This is a genomic window from uncultured Roseobacter sp. (genome assembly GCF_947495025.1).
In the GTDB taxonomy this organism is placed as follows: domain Bacteria; phylum Pseudomonadota; class Alphaproteobacteria; order Rhodobacterales; family Rhodobacteraceae; genus Roseobacter.
Map to the genome: position 1 here is coordinate 37,500 of NZ_CANLXG010000002.1, position 25,333 is coordinate 62,832.

Below are 25,333 nucleotides of genomic sequence, written 5' to 3' on the forward strand. Positions count from 1 at the left end.
TGCGCGCCGAAAGCCCCCGCGCACCCTTGGTGCCGCAAGATGTCGATCAGCCGTTTTCCGCCTTGAAATTCATGGCGCCCGATCATGAGCTGCCTGGAAACCATCCAGGCTTACGGGCTCAGAGCCGTTGGCATTGGCGAACGATTGCTCCCACGCGAGGATTTCACCCTGTGTCAGCAATTTACCCTGATCGGCTCGGGGATGATATGGAATATCTACTTCGGGCTTGTGGCACTGACCTTTGGGTTTTTTCTTGCCACGGCGCTGGCTGTAGGCAAGGCCTCACCGAACCGGATGCTGCGCAAACCGGCTGAATGGTTTATCTTCATTTTCCGCGGCTCGCCTCTCTTTATACAGTTTTTCTTTGGCTATTTTCTGTTTCTCAGCCTCAAGGGCGTCCATCCGTTTTTCGACGCGTTTACGGCCGCCTGGCTGGGGGCACTGATCGTACTTTTCCTGAATACTGCCGCGTATTCAGGCGAGATCTTCTATGGCGCGCTGCTCTCAATCCCCAAAGGCGATACCGAGGCCGCCGACGCCTACGGTATGACCGGATGGCCACGGTTCCGGCGTGTCATCTGGCCGACGATGCTGCGTCTGGCCTGGCCAGCCTATACGAATGAAGCAATCTTTTTGTTCCACGCCACGGCGCTCGTTTTCTTCTCCGGCTTCCCCGCCTGGCAGCAGCGCGGCGATGCCCTTTATTACGCAAATTATTTTGCGGACAAGACGTTCAACCCTTTCGTGCCCTACCCGATCCTTGCGATGTATTTCATCATTCTGACGCTGATTGTTGTTGGGATCTTTGGAATGGTGAATGCGCGGCTGAACCGCCATCTGCCGCAGAACGTTCAGAAAAAGCTGCGTATACGCCCCAATCTGATCCGCTGATCCGGCCTGCCTGTGTGGCAGGTGCAACGCGCCAGACATAATTTGATCAAATTTTGCTGGCGATCCCTCGCAGAAAAAGGCATCTAAGAGAAAAGCCGCTCTGTGCAGCTGTATCTGTGGTGATTTATGAAAGACTGGCTTCGCAAGCATCCGCATGTGCGCACCATCCGGGTCGCGGCGTCTGACCTGAACGGACAGGCGCGCGGCAAGCGTATTCCCACACGTTTCGCAGACAAGGTTCTCCAGGACGGCACTCGTTTTCCGATGTCCGCGCTCAACCTCGACATCTGGGGTGAGGATATCGACGACAGCCCTCTGGTCTGGGAAACCGGGGATCGCGACGGTGTGCTGCGCCCTACCGCGCGTGGCTTCATGCCGATGCCGTGGCTGGATGCGCCCACGGCGTTGTTGCCGATCTGGATGTACCATGAAGACGGCCGGCCCTTTGACGGAGACCCGCGCCACGCACTGCGCCGCGTACTGGAGCGGTATGCCGCGCGTGGGCTGACCCCGGTCTGCGCGGTGGAACTGGAATTCTTTCTCATAGACGATTCCGGGCGAAACCTTCAGGTCCCGCCCTCTCCCCGATCCGGCAAGCGCCGGGTGGCCGGTGAAATCCTGAGCCTGAGAGCACTGGACCAGTTCGACACCTTCTTTACTGATCTCTATGACGCCTGCGAAGAGATGGACATCCCAGCGGATACTGCGATTTCAGAGGCGGGTCTAGGGCAGTTCGAGATCAATCTGATGCATTGCGATGACGCCCTGCGCGCCGCAGATGATGCGTGGCTTTTCAAGATGCTGGTCAAAGGCATGGCGCGCAAGCACGGGTTTGCCGCCAGCTTTATGGCCAAACCCTATGCTGACTACGCCGGTTCAGGCCTGCACGTGCATTTCTCGGTACTGGACGCCGATGGCAACAATGTCTTCGATGACGGATCGGAAACCGGCACGGATGTGCTGCGCCACGCGGTTTCCGGATGTCTGTCTGCCATGCCGGGTTCAGCTCTGATCTTTGCGCCACACGCCAACAGCTTCGATCGCATGGTGCCTGGCAGTCATGCTCCTACCGGGATCAGCTGGGCTTATGAGAACCGCACCTCCGCCATTCGTATTCCGTCCGGCAGCCCGGCGGCCCGGCGCATCGAGCACCGCGTCGCGGGCGGGGACGTAAACCCCTACCTGATGCTGGCGGCCGTTCTGGGAGCGGCGATTAACGGTATCGAGAATGGCACCGAACCGCCAGAGCCCGTCACCGGGAATGCCTATGAGGCAGATCTGCCGCAGATCCCCGGCAACTGGAAAGATGCGATCGATGCCTTCGAGGCAAGCGAGGACATCGCACGCATTTTTGCTCCGGAACTCATCAGGAACCTGGTGCTGACGAAACGCCAGGAACTGCATTATATGCAGGAACTGACACCCGCCGAGCAGGTGAACATCTATCTCGACACGGTCTGAGCAGAGGTGAGCAATGAAAATCGGTATCCTCATGACAGGTCACCCGCCGGACAGTCTTGCGGCCAACGGACGGTATGACGCGTATTTCGAGCGCCTGCTGGACGGCAACGGTTTTGAATTTGAAGGCTGGGCCGTTGTGGATGGCGCGTTTCCTCATGGGGTGGACGCCGCAGATGGCTGGCTGATCACCGGCTCGCGCCACGGCGCTTATGAAGCGCATGACTGGATCCCGCCTCTCGAGACATTTATCCGCGATGCTTACGCCGCCGGGGTCCCGATGATCGGCGTCTGTTTCGGTCACCAGATCATTGCGCAGGCCCTTGGCGGGCGCGTCGAAAAATTTGCCGGAGGCTGGTCTGTCGGGCGCACCGAATACGAAATGAACGGCCGGCAGGTCGCCATCAACGCGTGGCACCAGGATCAGGTTACCAAACGTCCGCCACAGGCCGAGGTCTTTGCCCGTACCGATTTTTGCGAGAATGCGGGTCTTGTTTACGGGGACCGTATCTGGACGATCCAGCCGCACCCTGAGTACGATTCCGACTTTATCGACGGGTTGATCGAAACCCGCGGACGCGGGGTTGTGCCAGAGACACTGCTGGAAAGCGCCCGAAAAAAAATGGACGCACCAACGGATCGTATGGCCGTCGCCAGAACGATGGCCGAATTTTTCATGAAAGAGAGGGCCTGATGGCCGACTGGACAGAAAACCTCCCGGACGCCGCGCAGGCATACCTTTCCGGCCGCCGCCTTGATGAGGTCGAGTGCATCATATCAGACCTGCCGGGCATTGCCCGCGGCAAAGCCGTGCCTGCCTCAAAGTTTGCGCGCCAGGACTATTTCTACCTGCCCGACAGTATCTTTTACCAGACGATTACCGGCGACTGGGGAGAGGCTGCAGGCGAGGACGGGTTCATCGAAAAAGATATGCTCCTGAAGCCCGATATGGACACGGCATCTGCCGCGCCATGGACAGGCGACTGGACCTTGCAGGTCATCCACGACGCCTATGACCGCCAGGGCAACGCCGTGCCGTTCAGCCCGCGAAACGTGCTGAAGCGGGTTTGCCAGCTCTATCGCGACAAAGGCTGGGAGCCGGTCGTCGCCCCGGAAATGGAGTTCTTCCTTGTCGCGCGGAACCTTGATCCTGCGCATGATATCAAACCGATGATGGGCCGCTCGGGTCGCCCCGCGGCTGCGCGCCAGGCCTATTCCATGACCGCGGTGGACGAGTTTGGTCCGGTGATTGATGACATCTATGATTTCGCCGAGGCCCAGGGGTTCGAGATCGACGGCATTACTCAGGAGGGCGGCGCTGGCCAGCTGGAGATTAATCTGCGACACGGGGATCCGGTGCGCCTGGCCGATGAGGTGTTCTATTTCAAACGCCTGATCCGGGAAGCCGCATTGCGGCACGATTGCTTTGCGACATTCATGGCCAAACCCATTGCGGACGAGCCGGGCAGTGCGATGCACATCCACCATTCGGTTCTGGATGCAAAAACAGGCACCAACATCTTTTCTGACAAGGACGGTGGCGAGACACCCCTGTTTCATCATTTTATCGGTGGCCTGCAGCACCACATGCCGGAAGCGCTGGCCGTGATCGCGCCCTATGTGAACAGCTACAGGCGCTACGTCAAAGACCACGCCGCCCCGATTAACCTGGAATGGGGACGCGACAACCGGACGACCGGCATAAGGATCCCTCTGTCCGGCCCGGAGTCGCGGCGCGTGGAAAACCGGCTGGCTGGCATGGACTGCAACCCCTACCTGGGGATCGCCGCGAGCCTTGCCTGCGGCTTTCTGGGTCTGACCGGTGCTGAACAACCCGCGCCCGAATTCCGTGGCGACGCCTATGATGGCGACGGAGACATCCCCCGCGTGCTTGGCTCTGCGCTGGATCTGTTCGAGCAGGCAGACGCCCTGCATGCCGTTCTGGGGCCAGAATTTGCCCGCGTGTATTCCATCGTAAAGCGCGCGGAATATGACGAGTTTCTGCAGGTGATTTCACCCTGGGAACGGGAACATCTCCTGCTCAACGTCTGAGGCCTTATGGATCTGCTCTATGCCAATGACCGGCAGGGGACGTATCCGGAAAGCTGGTACGCCGCCACGGTCTCGCCCGGTCCTGTGAGACCGGCACTTTCCGGGAAACTGCGGGCGGATGTCTGTGTCATCGGCGGTGGATACACCGGCCTTTCGGCGGCTCTCCATCTGGCTGAAGCCGGGCTCAGCGTCGTGCTGCTCGAAGCGCATCGTGCAGGGTTCGGCGCCTCCGGGCGCAATGGTGGACAGCTGGGCAGCGGCCAGCGTATCGATCAGACAAAGCTTGAAAAAATGGCCGGCCCAAAGACAGCGCGCAAGCTGTGGAACATGGGCGAGGAAGCCAAGGAGCTGGTACGAGGACTGATCGCGCGTCACAAAATTGACTGTCACTACAAACCCGGTGTCGCCTGGGCGGGGTCGCGGGTGTCCGAAGTCGAAGAACTGCATGACTACGCAGACTTTCTGCACGACCGGTATGGGTATTCTGACTGTCAGCCTATGGACGCGGATGCCTTCGCGCGCATATGTCCGTCGCCCGATTACAGGGGAGGCATACTGGATGTCGGCGCAGGCCACCTGCATCCGCTTGCATTTGCCCTTGGCCTTGCCAGCGCGGCGGAAACAGCGGGCGCAGTAATCTGCGAGAATGCCCGCGTGACAGAAATCAAACACGGCACTCCGGTACGAGTGACGACAGATGGTGGCGAAGTGACCGCAGACCATGTCATTCTCGGGTGTAACGGCTACCTGAGCGGCCTGGCACCTTCGGTGACCGCACGGGTAATGCCGATCAACAATTTCATCATCGCAACCGAACCTCTCGGAGACGCCGCCGACCAGGTTCTGGCACAGGATGTGGCCGTGGCGGACAGCCGCTTTGTGGTCAATTACTTCCGTCTGTCCCACGACAAACGACTGCTTTTCGGAGGCGGCGAGACCTATGGGTACCGCTTTCCTGCCGACATCGCGCGCGTTGTGCGCAAACCGATGGACGTCGTCTTCCCGCATCTGCGCGATGTGCGTGTGGATTATGCCTGGGGCGGAACGCTGGGGATCACGATGAACCGGTTTCCCTGTCTGACCAGACCAGCGCCAAACGTGCTCTCCGGGTCGGGCTACTCCGGTCACGGCGTCGGGACGGCAACCCATGCCGGTATGCTGATGGCTCAGGCTGTGCAGGGCCAGACAGAAGGTTTCGATACGATGCAGAGCATTCCGTCACCAGCCTTTCCGGGCGGCGGTGCATTGCGAAGCCCCCTGCTGGCACTGGCGATGACATGGTATGCACTGCGCGACAGGATCGGCGTCTGATTGCCGTCATAAAAGATTCACTTGGCCTTGCGCGCACCTTCATTTAGAATTTCCAAAAGTTAAATTAAGGAAATTCAAATATGCAGCTGCCTGATATGCACGCCGCCGAGCCGATCCCGGATGCCGCAAGAACCGAGATTGAACGCCTTCTGCGCAGCGGTGATCTTTTCCGGTACACCGCAGAACACGATTCTCCTGTGTCTCTGCTGGAAGCAGAATTTGCAGAAATGATGGGCAGCCGGTTCGCGCTGGCTGTTTCCTCATGTTCGGCGGCACTCTTTCTCTCTCTTCGTGCGCTTGGCCTGAGTGCCGGCGCGCGGGTTCTCATACCCGGCTTTACGTTCGCGGCTGTTCCTTCTGCCGTCGTGCATGCGGGCTGCGTGCCTGTTCTGTGCGAAGTGGGCGAGGACTACCGAATCAGTATGAATGACTTTGCGCACCGGCTTAAGGGTGGCATCGACGCCGTGGTCGTCAGCCACATGCGGGGGCACACTTCTGATATGGATGCGATTATGGCGCTGTGCAGCGAGGCTGATGTGCCGGTAATCGAAGATGCCGCACACTCGCTTGGAACCGTCTGGCGCGGGCGGAAGATTGGCACAATCGGGAAATTGGGCTGCTTTTCTTTTCAGTCCTATAAAATGGTCAATGCCGGCGAAGGCGGCATCCTCATCACTGACGATGCGGACCTTGTGGCGCGTGCGATCATCATGTCAGGCGCATATGAGCACAACTGGAAAAAGCATCCCGTTCTGCACGAAGCCTTTGCGCGCTGGCAGAACCAGTTACCGCTTTATAACCTGCGTCTCAGCAACATGTCGGCGGCGCTGATCAGGCCACAACTGGATGCCCTGCCCAGGCGTGTGACAGACGGGCGCCGAAATCACGACTATGTCGCAGCCCGCCTCAATGCGGCACGGTACTTTGACGTGCCCGATCCGCTGCCGGGTGAAGAGCGTGCACCGGACAGTATCCAGTTCAACATCCTTGAGCTTGAGACCGACCAGATTGCGGCTTTTGCTGCGCTGGCAGACCGCAAGGGTGTGAAGGTTCAGGTTTTCGGCCAGAGCAAAGACAATGCGCGCGCCTTCTGGAACTGGCAGTTTATCGAGAACCTGCCTGATCTTCCGGCGACAAGAGACATGCTCATGCGCGCCTGTGATGTAAGGTTGCCGGTGCGGCTTACTTATCCCGAGCTTGATGCTGTCACGCAGGTTCTGATGGACGCGATGAAGGAAGTCACCGCGCCAGACAGTGTCGCAGTCGCCTGAGTTCCATATTATTTCAGACGGGACAGCTTGTCCTGAAGTTCAGCCAGCTGCTTTTTGATCGCATCCAGGTCTTCGCCTTCGGCAGCGTCTCCTGCGGTCTTTTCCGTGTCAGCCTGCCCGCCCCAGCCGGTGCCGGCCGCGCCACCCATACCACCTGTCATAGCCTTCATGAACGCTTCCTGCTGCGCCTGCATCAGCTCGAACCCGGGCATCTTCGCCATCGGGTTCATCGCATTCATTTTATCCATCATCTGGCTCTGACCGTCTCGCAGCATCTCAAAAGATGCCTGCAGGAACTGCGGGACAACACTGGCGCCGGGGGTCATATAGCTCCGGACCAGATCGTTCAGGACATCCACCGGCAGCACGCTCTCGCCACGGCTTTCGTGTTCGGCGATGATCTGCAGAAGGTACTGGCGGGTCAGATCGTCGCCCGATTTCAGATCCACAATCTGGACTTCCCGCCCCTCGCGGATGAAACCCGCGATATCTTCGAGCGTTACGTAGTCACTTGTTTCGGTGTTATACAGCCTGCGGCTTGCATATCGCTTGATCAGCAGTGGTTGCTTCTGTTCCGCCACAGGTCTTCTCCCCGACATCAGTGCTGCATTGCAGCTTAGGACACTGTTTTCCAAAAAGAAAGGGCGGGCTGTCGTCAGCCCGCCCCATAATATTGCGCTTTTTCAGGGAGGATTCAGCGCAAATCTCTGAGCCGTCTTACTTGGCGGCTGCTTTTTTCACAGCTGCAGTCGCCTCGGTTGTGGCTTTTTTGACTGCGGCAGTTGCGTCTTCGCTCATGTCTTTGCCAGCGGCCATCATCAGCTCAACGGTGTCCATCTGTGCTTTCTTCGCGATTTCTGCGAAGGCTGCCATGTGCTCTGCTGCTGTTTCCGAGTATGCGGAAGCAAAGTCTGTCATTGCTTTTGCGTAGTCAGCAGGCTCTTTTTTCGCTTTGGACATTTCTGCCAGTTTGGAGAATGTGTCCTGTGCCCACTTGCTGGAGATCTCTGTCGATTTCTCAGCAGCTGTCAGCGCCACGCCGGAGAGTTTCTCGTTCAGCGTTGCAGTTGTCTTGAATGCGTCTTCCATCGCCGCTGTGTCCACCGGGAAGGAGCCCAGAACGTCTTTGAACATTGCATTCATGTCTGTTGTCTTAGCCATTTCAAATTCCTTTCGTCGCCTTGCGGGACCACCCCGTTTCTGCGTCTGAAAACTATATAGACGCTGCACTGCAGCATTTCAAGGTTTTTTTTCTGCATTGCAGCATTAATCGGCGGATCAGGAATTAGTCTACCAAAATCATAAGGTTGCCTTGCCAGCAACATATGTACCGGGTGCATCACAGAGCACGGGGTGGCTCGAATCTCCCGGAATACGTGCGGGAATCTGCTTGCCAGAGCGCTTTTCCAGCCATGCTTCCCACCGCGGCCACCAGGAACCTTCATTGAAATCCGCATCCTCCAGCCAGTCTTTGTGATCCAGACTGAGATCAGGGTTGGTATAGTGACCATATTTTTTCCGGCTGGGCGGATTCACAATGCCCGCGATGTGTCCGGACTGGGTCACGATAAAGGTTTTGTCCTTTGATCCCATCTGCTGGACACCGCGATAGCTGTCTTTCCAGGCCGCAATATGGTCTGTCTCGCAGGCAATCGCACAGAGCGGCACGGTGATATCCGACAGCTTCAGCCGATGGCCCATCAGTTCGAACCCGCCGTCGGCCAGTTCATTGCGCTGACACAGACCACGCAGATACTGCTTCGCCATCTTACCCGGCAGGTTCGCACCGTCACCGTTCCAGTAGAGCAGATCAAACGCGGGTGGTGTCTCGCCCATCATGTAGCTTTTGATCGCAGGGGTATAGATCAGGTCATTGCTGCGCAGGAAACTGAAGGTTCTGGCCATAATCACTGATGGCAGGACGCCTTTGTCCGCGATTTCCTCTTCGATCCCGTCGATAAAATCGTTGGTCAGGAAGGGCGTGAACTCTCCCTGATCAGAAAAGTCTGTCAGCGCGGTAAAGAGCGTCGCGGATTTCACCGACTTGTCGCCGCGCTGCTTCATCAGCGACAGTGTCAGTGACAATGTGGTGCCGGCGATGCAGTAACCGACCGCATTGACCTGCTTCTCGCCAGTGATCGTTTTGATTTCACTGATCGCGCTCAGGTAACCGTCTTCAATATAATCTTCGAGACCGATCTCAGCATACGTCGGGTCCGGATTGATCCACGAGACCATGAAGACCGTGTACCCCTGCTCGGTCAGCCATTTCACAAGGCTGTTCTGCGCCTTGAGGTCGAGAATATAGTACTTGTTGATCCAGGGCGGGAAGATCACCAGCGGCGTTCTGCGCACTTCATCCGTGGTGGGCGTATACTGGATCAGTTCCATCATCCGGTTGCGGAAAACGACGCTGCCGGGTGTTGTGGCGATGTTGCGCCCCAGCTCGAACGCCTCTTCGTCCGCCAGTTTGACGACCAGCTCGCCGTTGTTGGCCTCAAGGTCGTGGATCAGATTCTCCAGACCCTGAACAAGGCTCTGCCCTTCGGTCTCGATCGCCCGCTCCAGCGCATCGGGGTTCGTCGCCAGGAAATTCGTGGGCGACATCATATCAACGATCTGGCGGGCAAAATACTTGAGCCTGTTTTTCTCAAGCGGGTCGAGATCCCCGACGTCTTCTACAGCGCGGGTCAGCGCCTGCGCGTTGATCAGGTACTGTTGTTTGACAAAATTGAAATAGGGATGCGTATCCCAGAGCGGGTTGGAAAAGCGTCGGTCTGACGGGCCGGGATCCTCCGGCGCGCTCAGCTTTCCCTTTGCCAGCGTTTGCTGCGCCTGCACAAAGTGCTTCATTGTCTCGGACCAGTAAGACATCTGATGTTCCAGCACCTTGGCCGGATTATTGACCGCCTCAGCCCAGTAGGACTGCGCCGCCTTGCCGAAGAGATCCTGCCCGGGCCCGTCCAGTGCCGGGTTGTGCCCCTGCCTTGTTGCCATGACCCGGTGCAGCCGTTCGCTCAGCTCCTCAACTTTCTGCAGGTTGTGCGTCATACGCTCCAGCGTTTCGCCGGAGGGGATATCGGGAGTGTCAGTTTTTGTTGTCATATCAGTCTTTCCCTCGTATGTTGCACCTGCAGCATATTGTCGTTGGCTTTCAGGGGGCGGGGCGGCTTTCTGTACTGGTGCGCCCGTTTGATTGAAGGATACCCCTATGCGCTACATGGCCACATACGACCTTATGGAGACGATCCGGAACACGAACCAGTGGCTGGGTGCATCCGCTCTTGCAATGGCATCCTACCCTGCCTTTGCCATGATACCAAATCCTGCATTGTCCTGGGCGCGCGCCTGGGGCGAGGTGACCGAGCGCACGTTCCAGCGAATGATTGTCAAACCGGACTGGAATATCCCTCCGGTGCCCGGCGTAGACGGGCAGGATCATGTTGTCACAACCGAAGCGGTAATTGAACGTGACTTTGGCGACCTGCTGCATTTTGTCGTACCCGGCAGAGAAGAACCCAAGCGAAAGGTTCTGCTTGTTGCGCCGATGTCCGGTCACTACGCAACATTGCTGCGCTCGACCGTGATAAGTCTGCTGCCCGACGCCGACATTTACATCACCGACTGGCACAATGCGCGCGATATCCCGGTCAGCGCCGGTAAATTCGATATCGAGGACTACACGCTCTATCTGGTCGACTTCATGAAAAAGATGGGTCCGGACACACATGTAATCGCGGTGTGTCAGCCTGCACCGCTCACGCTGGCCGCGACCGCCTATCTGGCCGAGGAAGATCCTTCTGCGCAGCCCCGCAGCCTGACGCTGATCGGCGGACCGATTGACCCCAATGCGACACCAACCGATGTGACGGACTTTGGCCACCGGGTGACCATGGGACAGCTTGAAGAGCTGATGATCCAGCGCGTCGGGTTCAAGTATCCGGGCGTGGGCCGCATGGTATACCCCGGCCTTCTTCAGCTGAACTCTTTCATCTCGATGAACCTTGAGACGCATGCCCGGGCATTTACAGACCAGATTGGCCGGGTGGCCCGTGGCGAAGCCGCTGAGCATGACAAGCACAACAAGTTCTACGACGAATATCTGGCGGTGATGGACATGACCGCCGAGTTCTATCTTTCGACGGTCGAACGTATTTTCAAGAACGGCGAAATCGCAAAGAACGAATTCACGGTCGCCGGGAAGCAGGTCGACATCGGAAAAATTACAACTGTGGCCGTCAAGACGGTCGAAGGATCCAAGGACGACATCTCGGCACCGGGTCAGTGTATTGCTGCGCTTGATCTCTGCACCGGCCTGCCCGACGACAAAAAGGCCAGCCATCTCGAGGAAGGCGCAGGCCATTACGGGATTTTCGCCGGCAAAAGCTGGCGGCGGAATATCCGCCCGCTGGTGCTGGACTTCATCGACGCAAATTCCGGAAAACCGGCGCGCGCGCCACGAAAAGCCGCAAACCGCAATACCGCGGCCTGATCGCGGTCAGCGCAGAACCAGCGGAAGAGCCATCCATTCGCGCAAAGCTGCAGTTGTTTCTGCGGGCTGCTCAAGTGGTGGCAAATGCCCCGAGTGATCCAGTACGCGCAGCGTCGCTGACGGGATAAGTTCCGACATGAACTCGTGCCGCTTGACCGGGCAGAGCACGTCATGTGCGCCGCAAAGCACAAGCGCAGGCACTTTGCACTGCCGGAGCGTTTTCTGCTGGTCACGCCGGCGCTGCAGCGCACGGGACTGGCGCACGAAAACCTCGGGCCCCAGTGCATCCGCCATGTCCATGACCAGATCAAGCACGGCCTGACGATGAGGACCAGGCGCCAGATACTTGGGTTTCATTTCCTCTCGCATCACGTCCAGCATCCGCCCCGCCCGTGCCGCCACGATCTGTGGCTCGCGCGCTGTGGCCATCTGTGGCGTCTCAGCCAGCGGGTTTGTATCCATCAGTGCAATTCGGGTGATCCGGTCGGGGGCGCGCCGCAACAGCTCCATCGCGACAATGCCGCCCATACTCAGACCGGCGAGCGCAAAGCGCTGAGGCAGCTGGTCCAGCAAAGCCGAGGCAATCTCCTCAATCCGTTCACCGGACGTTATCGGCGCCACCGTAACAGGTATCTCTGAAGAGAGTTCCGCAATCTGCGGCCCGAAGAGGCGGGCATCGCACATCATCCCGGGCAAAAAGACCAGTGGCTCAGCCATCTGCACCCCCATACAGGAGCGAACCGGATACTCTGGTCATATGTCAGATCCTGCGCCGATGCTCAATGCGTCGAGTCTACCCGCATAGCGCGATACCGCAAGAGGTCACACACGGCGCTGAGCAAAAATCAGCGTTTAATCTCATCCCAGTAGAGGGTCAGGTGGCGGTCGAGGATTTCCGCATATCCCCCGTTACCCCGCAATCGCGCAAGGCCCGCGTTGATCCGGTACAGATGGGTCGTACCACGCCAGTGTGTACGGGAAATGACCGCATGCAGTGTCTGCGTACCAAAGGGGCGCGGCAGCGGAACCACCTTTTCGGTCAACCCCAGAGCAAAGAGCTGCTGGACGCCCAGAAACTCGTCAATGGCGACTGCATCCACATCTCCCGCCACAAGCATTGAGAAGCATGCAGCGGGAGACGCTGCCTCGCGCATTTCATAGGGTCCGCTCGATGGCACCCGGACAGAGTAGTGCCGCGCCGGACGGCACAGTCTGCGTCCCTCAAGGTCTGCAATCTGCCGGAAATCAAACTCCCCCTCCGTCGTGGTAAACAGAAGAACCGCTACTTCGGCGATCGGATCAGAGAAGTGAAAGCTGCGACACACCGGGGTGGCCGCGCCCGCACCATCACAGTCGGCGCCGATCCATGGATATCCGATATCCGCTTCGGAAGCGGTCAGAATGTCCGGATGGCGGGTTACGTCCTGTTGCCACGCGAGACTGTGCGGCAACGGGTCAGGGCCGACCTTCAGGGCTGTCTCCACAAGTTCAGTTGCCAGCCCGCGATGCGGCCACTCCGGATCTGCAAAAGGCGCATTTCCGCCGGCAGCCAGCAGGCTGATATCCGCGACGGCAGACGTTCCAACACTGACCATGGCCACGAGAACACCCGCGCAGAGCCTACGCATCACAGTCCCGCCCAGACGTAGGTCAGGTGCCGGTCCAGCAGCACCTGAAAGGAGCCGTCTTTTCGCATCGAAGCGAGGGCTTGGTTCAGATCAGCCAGCACCTGCCCGGCCCCCGGGGACGCAACGCGGACGCCCGCGTGCAGCGTGGTTATCGCGAGCGGGTGCGCCTCCTGTGTGACTGTATTGTCCGAAAGGCCCATCCTGGCCAGCGTCTGGCGGCCGGAGAATTCATTCAGCACCACACCGTCCACCCGTCCGTCGATGAGTGCTGCAAAACATGCCTCTGCGGTCTCCATCCGCCGCATCCGGTTTTCCTCCGGTGTTACCTGTTGAAAACCCGCCGGCCGGCACAGACGGGCAGGATCGGGTTGGTGTGACCCGTTCAGGATCAGCGGATCCTGTGTCCGTACGTAGAGATGGATGAGCACCTCAAAAACCGGATCGGCAAGCAGAAACCTGTCGCATATTCTGTCACGGGCGTCCCGGTCGCATGCGAACAGCGGAAAAACAACCGGCGCATCCGCCGTCGTACCGGGCCCGGGCCGCACAGGGCCTGCACGCTCCGGGAATGCCTTCTGCAGAGCGGTGCTGAAAATATCTGTTATCATCCCCCCATTCGGACGGGCTTCGGTCACAAACGGCGCGATCTCATAGAGAGCTGTGGCAGTGATCGGCGCCGGGATTTCAGGCTCCGGGTCGTTGTCAGTCAGGGTTTTGTTTTCCGGCGAAAGCACTTCGGCGACAGGATTACCCTGCTCGTCGCACGGCAGGACAAGGCGGCTGCCCACCAGAATGCGGTCAGGGTCAGGCCCGATCACATCCCGGTTATCCTCGAAGATCCGGGTCCACAGAAAGGCGTTCCGGTAAGCACGTGCAGCAATCAGAGACAGGCTGTCTCCCGGCCGCACGATATACGGGCCACCGCAGACCTGCGCCTGCGCAGCCGTCGCCTGCAACGACAATACAAATATCGCTATGGCCAGCGGTCGGACCATGAATCATCCCCCAATGATCCGGTCATACTGCAAAGTCATTGTCGTGGGTCAATCAGATTCCAGGATGTTGTGGTAAAATATCACTTTATCCACAAAATGTGCACGTTCTACGGGAAGTCTATCCCGCGGAATCGTGGAAAATCTGCATACCGGGTGCGGCGGCTTTCCAGCGCTTCACTCGCCTCGTGCCCTGCGCGCAACAACATTCCCCGTGGTGCGATATAGCTGGAAATCGTCCGCTGTGGCACCGGGCGCCAGACGAGGTTCAGCGCAGCAAGCTTCGGGAAAAACCACATGTCCGAATAGGGAAGATGGTCGTGTATCCACCACGCAAGATCGCGCCAGTCGCGCCCCTGATCATACTGATCCGCAAACCAGGGGATCACCAGAGATGTGCCGGCAATCGCTTCAGACCCCGACCCCCGGTCCCAGATATGGCATTCAAGCGGGTTGTCGTTACGGGCACAGTTCAGTCGGTTTTCATTGCCGAACCGGTTGAGCGCTGCTGACCGGTAACCCGAGCGGACAGCAATACGCCCGAATGTTTCCTCCAGAGGGTCGAGCAGTTGCGTGCACAGGGCCCGACCGTTTTCGATCGCGAGGTCGGGGTCGTCAGGAATGTTCCGGATCTGGTGATAACTGCTGATTTCCGAATACAGGAAGTCGCGCATGTAGAAATGCCTGGACAGCCTGACGCGCCCGAAAGTCTCCAGCGACCACATGCTGCGCGGCCGTCGCATCAGCCGGGTTCCCCGTATCCATTCCAGCGAAAGGCACCATCGTCGCGAAGCGGCGAAAACGGATTGTGGGCAACCTCCCAGATATGGCCCTCGGGATCCGCAAAATACCCATGATGACCACCCCAGAAGACGTCCTGTGCGGGTTTCAGAATGCGGCCACCTGCGGTCTCGGCTTTTGCCAGAACCGGTGCCACCTCTTCGCGGCTCAGTACATTGTGCCCCAGGGTCATTGCGCCATGACCCAGCGCCTCTGGTTCGATCCCGATATCCAGTGCCAGTTTATCAAGGGGATAAAGGCCCAGCGTCTGTCCGATCAGGTCAAAAGCAACGACACCATCCGGGCTGTCTGTGCGCTCCCAGCCCAGCGCCTGGTAGAACGCAGCCAGTGTATCGATGTTCCGTGCGGCAAGGGTGATCAGACTGATGCGCTGTTCCATCATCCCACAGTCTCTGCGAGTGAAAGGACTTCTGCGACCGCATCCTCGATAAGACGCAGGCAGGTTTCGTCGGAAAACCGGTGATCCGCGTCCTTGACCAGCAGCAGCTGCATATCGGATGACGAGGCATGCTCCAGCAGTCGCACTGCCGTTTCTGTACTGACCGCCGTATCGGCCGTCCCCTGCAGACACCGGACCGGGAACCGTAACTCGAGCGGATTGCGCAGAACGAGCTGGTCCCGGCCATCTGTGATCATGCGCCTGGTGATCACATACGGCTCCATATAGTCGGACGGTATTTCAATGCGCCCCTCCTTTTCTATCTGCTCTTTCTGGGCATCAGAAAAAGAGGCCCAATAGCCGTCTTCGGTGAAATCCGGTGCCGCGGCGATCGTCACCATACCCGCAACACGTTTCACGGCACGCCGGGCGAATAACAACGCCTGCCATCCACCCATTGAGGAACCAACCGGTACCACAGGTCCGTTGACAACTTCTGTCAGTATGTCCGCCGTGTCCTGGGCCCAGTCGCCGATACAGCCTTCCTCAAAGGTACCGGATGACTGTCCGTGACCGGAATAGTCAAAACGCAGAAACGCCCGACCCTGCGCTCGCGCCCAGGCTTCAAGATGCAGCGCCTTTGTACCTTCCATGTCCGATTTCAGACCACCAAGGAACACGATGCAGGGGCCTTTTCCGGGATGGAGATGATAGGCCAGACGCCGTCCGTGCGGCGTCTCGAAATATTGCGGTGCAGACATGGATTTTTCCTTTTTTGCGGATCATGCGACGGCGCACTGACCTGCTGCAACAGGATTTTTTATGTTACTCTATTGTCACGTGACTATTTAGTAACCTATAAGATTTATATGGATTCGATTTTCAAAGCTCTGGCCGACCCAGCCCGCAGACAGCTGCTGGACATCCTGCGCGCAACACCCGGTCAGAGCCTCCAGGATCTCTCTGAGCAATTTAAGATGTCGCGTTTTGGCGTGATGAAACATCTCGGTGTGCTCGAAGAGGCCCGGCTCGTCGTTACCCATAAGAAAGGCCGGTTTAAGTACCACTACATCAACGCCCTGCCCCTGCAGGAAGCGACAGACCGCTGGATCGGGCCCCTGCTCGAACAACCGGCGGCACGAGCGGTGATTGACCTGAAAACCCAACTCGAAGGACCACGGAAAATGACCAAACCCGACTTTATGATGCAGACCTATATCAACTGCACACAGGACGCCCTGTGGCATGCGCTGACCGATCCGGAGGCCAATGCGGCTTACAACTTTGTTGCAGGCAGCTGCGAGCGCGATGGCAACAGACTGGTGTTCCGCATGCCGGATAAGAACCTGATGCTTGTGCTGACGGAAACCAAACTGACACCCAAAACACGCATCGAGAGCACTTTTGAGCCGCACTGGGCCGGACCGGATGTGCCGCTGGAAACCTCACGTTTTGTCTACATGATCGACCCGCAGGGGGATAACTGCCTGCTGACGGTAGAACACTACGACATTCCTGCTGGTCAGGAAGGGGTCGCAGATGGCTGGCACCGTACGCTTGCCGGGCTGAAGACCTGGCTAGAGACAGGTCGCGCTGTGAAATTCTCGCACAGCGAGGAGGCATAAGATGGACAACCCCGCACTTTCAACCGAACTCGGGATCGTCGTCATGCTGTGTATTCTCGCCGCATCGCTTTGGATTCCCTACATTGTCGGGGTCAACAAACACCCGCAGACAAACGCAGACAGCTTTGCACGGCCGCCATCACTGGAAGGGTTTCCGGAATGGGTGCACCGGGCGCACCGCGCACATCTGAACCTGCTGGAACAGCTCTTGCCGTTTGCCATTCTTGTACTGATTGTCGATCGTCTGGATGCCTATTCGACAGTCACACTCTGGACTGCCATCGCCTTTTTCTGGCTGCGTGTCGCGCATGCCGCCGGCATGATTACAGGCGCAGCGCGTATGCCGGTCAGGCCACTGCTTTTCACTGCGGGCTGGCTGTGCTGTCTGATAATGGCGGGGGCGGCCTGGAAGGGCTGAGCCCTCCCGCCGCCGGTGCGGTTACCCGCCGACGTAGGGTGCCGCGCCGGGGCGGTAGAAAATCTTCTGATTGTGAAGCCGGCCGAGCAGCTCCTCATTTTCGCGCTGGTCGGCTTCAATAACACCAACAGATTGCAGGTCGGCGGGGTTTTCCTCGGACAACGCGCGGCGCATACGGCACAATTCACGGCCACGGGCACGCAAGGCCTCTTCAATCAGATCCACGTCATGAATGCTCAGATCGAACGTCTTGTTGTAGCGTGGCATCTGGTTCCCCCGGTGGCTACGGCCCATTGCCGTTGTGTCGGATTTAACACGTGAAATGTCGCAGTCAACGTATTCTTAGGTATACAATGGTTGTCTGGCAGCCATTCTTGCTTGACAGCCGACGCGCGCAGGGCGAAGAGCGCGACACCATAACCCGCAACCGGGCGTCTCGTAGGCGCCAGACCGACGAGGAGTGCCCCTGATGGCCCGGATCTCCCTGACTTTTCCCGATGGCAATGCACGCGAATACGATGCCGGCGTGACCGCAGGCGATGTTGCGGCCAGCATCTCTACCTCCCTGCGCAAAAAGGCGATCAGTGCCACCGTGAACGGGGCACATTATGATCTGGCCTGGCCCATCGAGGCAGACGCGAGCATCGCGATTCACACCATGCAGGATGAAGAACAGGCCAACGAGCTTGTCCGCCACGACCTGGCGCACATCATGGCCCGCGCTGTTCAGGAAATCTGGCCGGAGACCAAAGTCACCATTGGCCCGGTGATCAAAGATGGCTGGTATTATGACTTTGACCGCGCCGAGCCCTTCACGCCGGAAGATCTCGGCCTGATTGAAAAGAAGATGAAAGAGATCATCAACAAGCGGGACCCTGTACGAACCGAGGTCTGGGACCGGGCGCGGGCCGTGCAGTTCTACGAGGACAACAACGAGCCCTACAAGGTTGAACTGATCGACGCGATCCCCGGCGATGAACCGCTGCGGATGTACTGGCATGGTGACTGGCAGGATCTCTGCCGTGGCCCCCACCTGCAGCACACCGGGCAGGTTCCCGGAGATGCTTTCAAGCTGATGTCGATTGCCGGTGCCTACTGGCGCGGCGACAGTGACCGCGCCATGTTGCAACGCATCTATGGTGTGGCGTTTACCGGCAAGGAAAAGCTGCGCGCGCACCTGAACATGCTGGAAGAGGCCGCCAAACGCGATCACCGCAAACTGGGCCGCGAGATGGACCTGTACCACATGCAGGAAGAAGCCCCCGGGCAGGTTTTCTGGCACCCGAACGGCTGGTCTATCTATACCACCCTCCAGGACTACATGCGCCGCAAGCAACGCGCTGCCGGCTATGTCGAGGTCAACACACCCCAGGTCGTGGACCGCAAGCTGTGGGTGGAATCCGGACACTGGGACAAATACCAGGAGCATATGTTCATCGTCGAAGTGGACGAAGAGCACGCGCGCGAAAAGGCGATCAACGCACTGAAGCCGATGAACTGCCCCTGCCATGTGCAGATCTTCAACCAGGGTCTGAAATCCTATCGCGACCTGCCCCTGCGTATGGCCGAGTTCGGCTCCTGCAACCGCTATGAGCCGTCGGGCGCGCTGCACGGGATCATGCGGGTTCGCGGCTTTACCCAGGATGATGGCCACATCTTCTGCCGCGAGGACCAGATTGAGGCGGAGTGCGCAAACTTCATCAATTATCTGTCGTCAGTTTATCAGGACCTCGGCTTTGAAAGCTTTGAGATCATGTTTGCGACCCGCCCCGAAAAACGAGTCGGATCCGAGGAAAGCTGGGATCATGTTGAAGCCGCCCTCGAAAATGCCATCAAGGCAACAGGGCACCCGTATACCCTGGACGAAGGCGAAGGTGCGTTTTACGGCCCGAAACTCGATTTCAAACTGACCGACGCGATTGGCCGCGAATGGCAGTGCGGCACCTTCCAGGTCGACCCCAACCTGCCCGAACGGCTGGATGCGACATATATCGGCGAGGACGGCGCGAAACATCGCCCCTATATGCTGCACCGCGCGTGCCTCGGCTCTTTTGAGCGGTTCATCGGAATTCTGATTGAGAATTCTGCGGGCAGACTGCCTTTCTGGCTGGCGCCGCGCCAGGTTGTTGTGGCCTCGATCATTTCAGACGCTGACGAGTACGTGCACGAGATCGTTGCCGAACTGAAAGCAGCAGGTGTGCGCGCCGAAGCAGATGTCCGCAATGAAAAGATCAATTACAAAGTGCGTGAACACTCCGTTGGCAAAGTGCCGGTTATTCTGGCCGTTGGTGCCCGCGAGGTCGAGGAGCGCACGGTGACCGTCAGGCGTCTGGGCGAGAAACAAACCAGCGTTCAGGCGCTGACGGATGTAACAAAGCGGCTTGGTACCGACGCGACACCGCCGGACCTGTTGTAACAATGGCAAGGGCAGCGCACCTTCTATAACAACTATCGGGGCGGTTTTGTAACATTACGGCCCGGAAAGGCCGTGTTTTCTGACAAATTGCCAGGAACTTTCTAACGTCGATGTGACACACAGGCTCGTGAATGGTAACCTCTGGCCGGTACAACTACCTATACACCACGAAAGGCCAGCTTGGCCGGTAACAAGGGAAAAAACACATGTCGAATACAATGAAGACCGTTGCAATCGCAGGTGCCGTCGCTGCCGCGCTGGTGGGTCACAGCACAACAACAGCCGAAGCTGCTGCCAAGGAGAAGTGCTATGGCGTTTCCCTGGCCGGCGAAAATGACTGCGCTGCCGGGCCAGGCACGACCTGCGCCGGGACGTCTACGGTCGACTATCAGGGCAACGCATGGACACTTGTCGATGCAGGCACCTGCGCCGAGATCGAACTGCCGAATATGGCAGACGGCACAGCACGCGAAGGTTCGCTCGAAGAGCTGAGCCGCGATCTGCCAGCCTGATCCGGAGAAGGAAACTTGCGCGCAGGCGACAATGGTCGCCTGCCACCCCCTTCTTTTCTGTACCCGACCGACGGACAGGAGGCCTAAATGCTGGACAATTCTCCCCGCTTCGAACGGCTGCCTGACGGGCCGGGTGTCGGTTACAAACCACAGCACTTTAACGATCTGCTCAACGAACCTGCCCCGGTATCGTGGATAGAGGTGCACGCGGAAAACTATATGGGCTCCGGTGGACGTCCACTGGCTCAACTGCGCAGCCTGGCGGAGCGGTTCCCTGTTTCCGTGCACGGCGTCGGTCTCAGCATCGGCGGCGAAGGTCCGCTGGACAAAGACCACCTTGCCCGCCTCAGGAAGCTTGTCGACTGGCTCCGGCCTGCCAGTTTTTCCGAACATCTTGCCTGGTCAACACATGGTGCAGAATTCCTCAATGATCTGCTGCCCCTGCCCTATACCAACGACACGCTGAAACTCGTCTGTGCCCACATTGACGAAGTACAGAACACTCTGGGCACGCGCATGCTTCTCGAGAACCCGTCCAGTTACCTGGCATTTTCGGAAAGCACATGGGACGAGACCGATTTTCTGGCCGAAGTCGTGCGCAGGACCGGATGCGGGCTGCTGCTTGACGTCAACAACGTTTTCATCTCCGCGACAAACCTTGGCTATTCGCCGGAGGGATATATCGATGCTTACCCGCTTGACGCGGTTGGTGAAATCCATGTTGGCGGTCATGACGAAGACACCGACGATAACGGCGCAGCCCTGCTGATCGACAGCCATGGCAAGCCGGTCGTCGACCCGGTCTGGCAATTGCTGTGCTATACACTGGCGGTCACCGGGCCCCGACCGGTCCTCGTCGAATGGGACAACGATGTCCCGGACTGGCCCGTACTTCGGGCCGAAGCCCGCCGGGCGGCCGAAGCACTTCAGCCAGTGAGATGACAGTCTCTCAGTCAGAATTCCGTGCCGCTTTGCTGGACGCAGACCGCGCTGTCCCAGAAGGACTGCAGAACCCGCACGCGGGCCCGGCCGGTGCGCGCTTTTCTGTTTATCGCAACAATGTTGTGGTTTCCCTCACCGAGGCACTCGCAACAGCGTTCCCTCTGGTTCGAAAACTGATCGGCACACAGACTTTCGGGCAACTGGCCGGTCACTACGTGCGGGAAAACCCACCCGCATCGCCTCTCATGATGTATTACGGTGAAACGTTCCCGGAGTTCCTGTCCGGTTTTGCGCCACTGTCCCATATCGGCTATCTCGCCGACTGCGCACGCCTCGATCTGGCTTTTCGCAGATCCTACCATGCCGCAGACGCCGCATCGCTGGACCCTGCCGTCCTGCAGACGGTCCCGGAAACGCTTATGGCAATCAGGCTCGCGCCCGCACCCTCGACAATTGTGATCAGGTCCCGCTGGCCGCTGTTTGATTTATGGCGCTTCAACAACGTCACGGATGCACCGAAGCCCCGTGCCGCTGCTCAGGACGTTCTGGTGACCCGGCCCGAATTTGACCCGGCCCCGCATCTGCTCCCACACGGTGCCGCGCTCTGGTTCGACGCGCTCGCGCGTGGAAGTTCACTGGGCGAAGCGCATGCAGAAACCCTGCGCAAAACGCCGGATTTCGACCTTGCGGCAACACTCACACTCTCTCTGACGACCGAGGCGTTTGCAGCGCCGGAATAAAGGCCCGAACAAAGGACTGAACGATGATTTCCCTCTATACCAACGTCACCAACCGGCTCTCGCGGGCAGACTGGCTCCTTTCGAGCGTCGCGCGGCTGATCTTTGCCGCAACCCTGCTGTTCTATTTCTGGGTTTCGGGGATGACTAAACTTGGTGACGGTCTTGCCGGGCTTTTCTCGCCATCCATCGGTGCCTACGCACAGATTTTCCCGAAGGCGATGGAGGCGGTCACTTATGACGTCACACAGCTGACGACCTATCACTGGGCCGTCGTTGTTGCTGGCACCTGGGCAGAGTTCATCCTGCCGGCTCTGATCGTGATCGGCCTGTTCACCAGGTTGTCTGCCCTGGCCATGATCGGCTTTGTGGTGGTGCAGTCACTCACCGATCTCTGGGGACACGGCGGACTTGCACACAAAGAAACGCTGGGCGCGTGGTTTGACCGTTTTCCCGACAGCGTCATCCTCGATCAGCGCGCCTTCTGGATTTTTGTGTTACTGGTCCTTGTCGTCAAAGGCGCCGGACCGCTGTCTCTGGACGCGGCGTTTCGCCGCAAACCATCGGACTGAGTCGCCGCGCTCATTCCACGGACAGCGAACTGCGCGTTTCGGGTGTCCACCCCAGATAGAGCGTCTCGCCGTCCGCGATAAGGGGGCGCTTCATCAGCGTCGGATGCCGCGTGAGCAGATCAACCGGATCATCCGCTTTTTCGCTCTCGTCCAGTCCCCGCCATGTCGCAGAACGCGTATTCAGCAGCGCGGTTCCGAACTGTGCAAAGGCGCGTGACAACAACTCAGCGGGGACGCCATCTGCACGAACGTCCAGAAAATCCACATCAGGCAGCGCCTTTAACGCCTTACGACATGTGTCACAGTTCTTCAGACCAAAAAGCTGCATAATTATTCCCCGAACGGCCAGTAACAATCAGGCAATCCGCAACAGTTCCGGTGCCTTCCCCTTGATTTTCAGACGCAATGAGCAATGTCTAGAGTGTGGGGCGGTTTACAGAAAGTAAAACCCGCCCTTCAGAGTCAGCGGCACCGCCCACCCGGTGCTGCACAAGTGGAAAGGAGGCACGGAACAATGCCTACTGGCACCGTGAAATGGTTCAATACGACCAAGGGCTATGGATTCATTGCCCCGGAAGAAGGAGGGTCGGACGTTTTCGTTCACATCTCCGCTGTAGAAAGATCGGGACTGACAGGTCTCGCAGATGATCAGAAAGTAAGCTTTGAGCTGACCGAAGGCCGTGACGGGCGCCAGATGGCCAGCGACCTGAAACTCCTCTGACGCTATCGCGCCGCTGTGGCGGCGCTCTGCCGATGCTGCCCTGAGCCGGACAGTCCCGCCGCTGAAAACGGTGAATGCTGTCTTCCGGCGCAGCGAAACGTTTGCGCAATTATGCTGTTGACCGGCCCGCAAGATCGCCGACAAGCGTCTCGTATCCCCTGAACCGCACGCGGCCGGCCTCTGTCCGATCTGTCAGGGTATAATCCGGCCAGCGACGCAGGAAGCGGTCGACTGCAATGCGGCCCTCCATGCGCGCGAGGGTCAGGCCAACGCAGACATGCGGCCCGCCTCCGAAGGCAAGATGACGGTTGGGGGTTCGCCTGATATCAAACCGCCCGGGATCGGTGAACACTGACGGATCTCGGTTCGCCGCGCCGATGCAAAGATGAAGATTTGAGCCGGCAGGTATTACAACGCCCTGAAACTGCACATCCCGGGTCGTCACACGGTTACCGAACTGATTGGGTGACCGGCATCGGAGGACCTCTTCAACTGCTGTGTCGATCAGGTCCGGGTTGTTCAGGAGAGCAGTGCGCTCGGACGGATTGTCGTGAAGCAGCGCGAGCGCGCTTCCGATGAGATTCGTTGTCGTCTCGTGCCCGGCATTCAGGATGAAGATGCAGTTGTGGATCAGCTCGGCAGGCGAAAGCTGACCCTCTGGGTCCCCCTTGATCAGTCTGGTCAGCACATCGGTTTCGGGATCACCGGGACAGAGTCTGCGCCGCCGGATAAGATCTGCCAGATAGTCAGAAAACCCGGTGACCGCCGCGTTTCCCTTTTCCTGCTGAGCAGGCGACAGAACCGGCTCCAGCGCTCCCAGTATGCTGAGCGACCAGTCGCGCAACGGCTCCCGCTCTCCGGCCGGAACGTCCAGAAGGTTGCCAATGACTTCGATGGGTATGCGGGATGCAAACTCTGCAATGAGGTCTGCTTTTGGCGGCAATTCATCCAGCAGACGGTCAACAGTGCGGATCAGTCCGGGTGTCATGCGTTGCAGCGCCCGCGGTGTCAGCGCTGAAGACATAATGCGACGGACGCGCGTGTGCAGCGGAGGATCGTTGAAAACCAGGCTGGTCGTATGATGCTCAAACAATGGCGTGCCAGCGCCGAATTTTGGCTCGAAAACCGCGCGCTTGTCAGACACAAACAATTGTGTGTCACGGTAAACGCTGTTCAGATCCGCATGGGCAGCCAGCAGAAAAGATCCGTCCGGCTGACGGCAGACCGGAGCGTGATCAAGCAGCAGATCGTAAATGGGTCCGGGATCTGTGTGAAAACCCGGCGGCAGGCTGGTCAGATCGAGCATGTGCACACTGTGCCTGTCCCGGCAAGACTGTCAAATACCACGCGGTTTCACAGCGGTCGTTAACCCTGACCCGAAATTGCCCGATTGATTTCCTCTTTACGCCACGAGCGCCCTTTAAGACTTATTTTCAGTAAGTTTTTAACGATTGCCCGGAGTGTTTTCCTGTGTTTTTCCACAGTTTCGCATCTATTGCGCAAAAAAATCTATGGGCCAGCCTCAGACGGTTTGCCAACAGCCAGAGCGGCACGGTGACGTCGGAATTCGTTGTTGTTTCGGCTCTGATCATCAGCCTCGCTGCCGGTGTGCTTCAGATGACGTCAGCGAGCACGAATGTTATGGCAGCAAAGGTTGGCGAGGAAGTCTTGTCCAAAAAAGCCCCCTCGTCTGTCAAACACCGCCAACCTGCCGGGGGTGGCAATGCTGTGTCCTCCGGCGGTCTGCCCGAAACAGCTGGCAGTTCCGGACGACCGTCCTCTTCCGGAGGACAACCGGCCGCAGGCGGCCAGACACCGCCCGCCGGTGACACGGCTGCAACAGAAGCGGGCGAAGGAAACCAGGGCGCATCTCCGACAGAAGCTGAAACCGGCGGAACATCAGATTCGGCCGGTGAAAACCAGGAAGCCCCGGCAAAAGAAACTCAGACCGCTGAAAAGTCAGAGCCCTCTGAACCAGAGAAGAGCAACAGCAGTACCTCGGACGAAACGGTACAGACAGACGATAAAGCAGGTGAACAGACTTACGCCAGCAATGAGCTTGACCCATCCTGCTACAAGAAGAACGGAAAGATCAGAAAACGCTGCCGCTGAACC

The 25,333-nt window shown here is 58.5% G+C and carries 28 protein-coding genes; 16 read left to right on the forward strand and 12 right to left on the reverse strand.

The genetic code is table 11. The features are described from left to right. Positions 1-84 precede the first annotated feature (84 nt). From Q0792_RS08175 to Q0792_RS08200, 6 genes are all read left to right on the forward strand, one after another. Positions 85-891, forward strand: coding sequence for an ABC transporter permease (locus tag Q0792_RS08175; RefSeq protein ID WP_298838806.1), 807 nt, complete (start codon positions 85-87; stop codon positions 889-891). A gap of 126 nt (positions 892-1,017) precedes the next feature. Continuing rightward, positions 1,018-2,352 carry a glutamine synthetase family protein gene (locus Q0792_RS08180; RefSeq protein ID WP_298838808.1) on the forward strand — a complete coding sequence of 445 codons (1,335 nt, stop codon included), beginning with the start codon at positions 1,018-1,020 and terminating at the stop codon, positions 2,350-2,352. 13 nt (positions 2,353-2,365) lie between these two features. Then, positions 2,366-3,043, forward strand: coding sequence for a type 1 glutamine amidotransferase (locus Q0792_RS08185; RefSeq protein ID WP_298838811.1), 678 nt, complete (start codon positions 2,366-2,368; stop codon positions 3,041-3,043). Further along, complete coding sequence (locus tag Q0792_RS08190; RefSeq protein WP_298838814.1) at positions 3,043-4,401, forward strand: glutamine synthetase family protein; 1,359 nt, start codon at positions 3,043-3,045, stop codon at positions 4,399-4,401. The genes Q0792_RS08185 and Q0792_RS08190 overlap by 1 nt, the downstream gene beginning before the upstream one ends. Before the next feature lie 6 nt (positions 4,402-4,407). Then, complete coding sequence (locus tag Q0792_RS08195; protein WP_298838816.1) at positions 4,408-5,712, forward strand: FAD-binding oxidoreductase; 1,305 nt, start codon at positions 4,408-4,410, stop codon at positions 5,710-5,712. Between the two features lie 80 nt (positions 5,713-5,792). Then, the gene (locus Q0792_RS08200) at positions 5,793-6,983 is read left to right on the forward strand and encodes an aminotransferase class I/II-fold pyridoxal phosphate-dependent enzyme (protein WP_298838819.1); all 1,191 of its coding nucleotides are present in this window, start codon (positions 5,793-5,795) and stop codon (positions 6,981-6,983) included. An 8-nt stretch (positions 6,984-6,991) separates the two neighbouring features. Here the strand turns inward: Q0792_RS08200 and phaR are convergent, their stop codons facing one another. From phaR to Q0792_RS08215, 3 genes are all read right to left on the reverse strand, one after another. Continuing rightward, positions 6,992-7,564, reverse strand: coding sequence for a polyhydroxyalkanoate synthesis repressor PhaR (phaR, locus tag Q0792_RS08205; RefSeq protein WP_298838822.1), 573 nt, complete (start codon positions 7,562-7,564; stop codon positions 6,992-6,994). 136 nt (positions 7,565-7,700) lie between these two features. Beyond that, positions 7,701-8,144 (reverse strand): phasin family protein, encoded by a 444-nt coding sequence (locus Q0792_RS08210; RefSeq protein ID WP_298838824.1) that lies wholly within the window; start codon positions 8,142-8,144, stop codon positions 7,701-7,703. Between the two features lie 138 nt (positions 8,145-8,282). Then, positions 8,283-10,088: a class I poly(R)-hydroxyalkanoic acid synthase gene (locus tag Q0792_RS08215; protein ID WP_298838829.1), complete on the reverse strand. Its 1,806-nt coding sequence runs from the start codon at positions 10,086-10,088 to the stop codon at positions 8,283-8,285. Between the two features lie 106 nt (positions 10,089-10,194). Here Q0792_RS08215 and phaZ point away from each other — a divergent pair, with 106 nt between their 5' ends. Further along, on the forward strand, positions 10,195-11,475 hold the full coding sequence (phaZ, locus tag Q0792_RS08220) for a polyhydroxyalkanoate depolymerase (RefSeq protein WP_298838832.1): 1,281 nt from the start codon (positions 10,195-10,197) through the stop codon (positions 11,473-11,475). A gap of 6 nt (positions 11,476-11,481) precedes the next feature. Here the strand turns inward: phaZ and Q0792_RS08225 are convergent, their stop codons facing one another. The 6 genes from Q0792_RS08225 to Q0792_RS08250 form a co-directional block, all read right to left on the reverse strand. After that, on the reverse strand, positions 11,482-12,192 hold the full coding sequence (locus Q0792_RS08225) for an alpha/beta fold hydrolase (protein ID WP_298838834.1): 711 nt from the start codon (positions 12,190-12,192) through the stop codon (positions 11,482-11,484). A gap of 128 nt (positions 12,193-12,320) precedes the next feature. Continuing rightward, positions 12,321-13,103 (reverse strand): ABC transporter substrate-binding protein, encoded by a 783-nt coding sequence (locus Q0792_RS08230; protein ID WP_298838836.1) that lies wholly within the window; start codon positions 13,101-13,103, stop codon positions 12,321-12,323. Next, the gene (locus Q0792_RS08235) at positions 13,103-14,098 is read right to left on the reverse strand and encodes a transporter substrate-binding domain-containing protein (RefSeq protein WP_298838838.1); all 996 of its coding nucleotides are present in this window, start codon (positions 14,096-14,098) and stop codon (positions 13,103-13,105) included. The genes Q0792_RS08230 and Q0792_RS08235 overlap by 1 nt, the downstream gene beginning before the upstream one ends. A 107-nt stretch (positions 14,099-14,205) precedes the next feature. After that, positions 14,206-14,820 (reverse strand): hypothetical protein, encoded by a 615-nt coding sequence (locus tag Q0792_RS08240; RefSeq protein ID WP_298841771.1) that lies wholly within the window; start codon positions 14,818-14,820, stop codon positions 14,206-14,208. Between the two features lie 17 nt (positions 14,821-14,837). Continuing rightward, the gene (locus Q0792_RS08245) at positions 14,838-15,275 is read right to left on the reverse strand and encodes a VOC family protein (RefSeq protein WP_298841774.1); all 438 of its coding nucleotides are present in this window, start codon (positions 15,273-15,275) and stop codon (positions 14,838-14,840) included. Then, complete coding sequence (locus tag Q0792_RS08250; RefSeq protein WP_298838842.1) at positions 15,275-16,036, reverse strand: alpha/beta hydrolase; 762 nt, start codon at positions 16,034-16,036, stop codon at positions 15,275-15,277. The genes Q0792_RS08245 and Q0792_RS08250 overlap by 1 nt, the downstream gene beginning before the upstream one ends. Before the next feature lie 108 nt (positions 16,037-16,144). Here Q0792_RS08250 and Q0792_RS08255 point away from each other — a divergent pair, with 108 nt between their 5' ends. Next, on the forward strand, positions 16,145-16,900 hold the full coding sequence (locus Q0792_RS08255; protein ID WP_298838844.1) for a metalloregulator ArsR/SmtB family transcription factor: 756 nt from the start codon (positions 16,145-16,147) through the stop codon (positions 16,898-16,900). Position 16,901: 1 nt separating this feature from the next. Beyond that, positions 16,902-17,318, forward strand: a complete 417-nt coding sequence (locus Q0792_RS08260; RefSeq protein WP_298838846.1) for an MAPEG family protein — start codon at positions 16,902-16,904, stop codon at positions 17,316-17,318. Positions 17,319-17,339: 21 nt separating this feature from the next. On the opposite strand, the gene Q0792_RS08265 is transcribed toward Q0792_RS08260, so the two are convergent. Further along, positions 17,340-17,585: a hypothetical protein gene (locus Q0792_RS08265; protein ID WP_298838848.1), complete on the reverse strand. Its 246-nt coding sequence runs from the start codon at positions 17,583-17,585 to the stop codon at positions 17,340-17,342. Between the two features lie 202 nt (positions 17,586-17,787). Between Q0792_RS08265 and thrS the strand changes: the two genes are divergently transcribed. The 5 genes from thrS (at position 17,788) to Q0792_RS08290 (ending at position 22,497) form a co-directional block, all read left to right on the forward strand. Beyond that, complete coding sequence (thrS, locus tag Q0792_RS08270) at positions 17,788-19,734, forward strand: threonine--tRNA ligase (protein ID WP_298838851.1); 1,947 nt, start codon at positions 17,788-17,790, stop codon at positions 19,732-19,734. Between the two features lie 206 nt (positions 19,735-19,940). Further along, a complete protein-coding gene (locus Q0792_RS08275; protein ID WP_298838854.1) occupies positions 19,941-20,246 on the forward strand; it encodes a DUF2282 domain-containing protein in 306 nt (101 codons plus the stop codon). An 87-nt stretch (positions 20,247-20,333) separates the two neighbouring features. Continuing rightward, entirely contained in the window at positions 20,334-21,188 is an 855-nt protein-coding gene (locus tag Q0792_RS08280; RefSeq protein WP_298838856.1) for a DUF692 domain-containing protein, read from the forward strand. Continuing rightward, the gene (locus Q0792_RS08285) at positions 21,185-21,928 is read left to right on the forward strand and encodes a DNA-binding domain-containing protein (protein ID WP_298838859.1); all 744 of its coding nucleotides are present in this window, start codon (positions 21,185-21,187) and stop codon (positions 21,926-21,928) included. The genes Q0792_RS08280 and Q0792_RS08285 overlap by 4 nt, the downstream gene beginning before the upstream one ends. A 23-nt stretch (positions 21,929-21,951) precedes the next feature. After that, positions 21,952-22,497, forward strand: coding sequence for a DoxX family protein (locus Q0792_RS08290; protein WP_298838862.1), 546 nt, complete (start codon positions 21,952-21,954; stop codon positions 22,495-22,497). Between the two features lie 10 nt (positions 22,498-22,507). On the opposite strand, the gene Q0792_RS08295 is transcribed toward Q0792_RS08290, so the two are convergent. Beyond that, on the reverse strand, positions 22,508-22,825 hold the full coding sequence (locus tag Q0792_RS08295; protein ID WP_298838865.1) for an arsenate reductase family protein: 318 nt from the start codon (positions 22,823-22,825) through the stop codon (positions 22,508-22,510). Positions 22,826-23,011: 186 nt separating this feature from the next. On the opposite strand from Q0792_RS08295, the gene Q0792_RS08300 reads away from it, so the two are divergent. Continuing rightward, a complete protein-coding gene (locus tag Q0792_RS08300; protein ID WP_298838868.1) occupies positions 23,012-23,218 on the forward strand; it encodes a cold-shock protein in 207 nt (68 codons plus the stop codon). A 109-nt stretch (positions 23,219-23,327) separates the two neighbouring features. On the opposite strand, the gene Q0792_RS08305 is transcribed toward Q0792_RS08300, so the two are convergent. Continuing rightward, on the reverse strand, positions 23,328-24,524 hold the full coding sequence (locus Q0792_RS08305) for a cytochrome P450 (RefSeq protein WP_298838871.1): 1,197 nt from the start codon (positions 24,522-24,524) through the stop codon (positions 23,328-23,330). A 248-nt stretch (positions 24,525-24,772) separates the two neighbouring features. On the opposite strand from Q0792_RS08305, the gene Q0792_RS08310 reads away from it, so the two are divergent. Next, positions 24,773-25,330: a hypothetical protein gene (locus Q0792_RS08310; protein WP_298838874.1), complete on the forward strand. Its 558-nt coding sequence runs from the start codon at positions 24,773-24,775 to the stop codon at positions 25,328-25,330. Positions 25,331-25,333 lie beyond the last annotated feature (3 nt).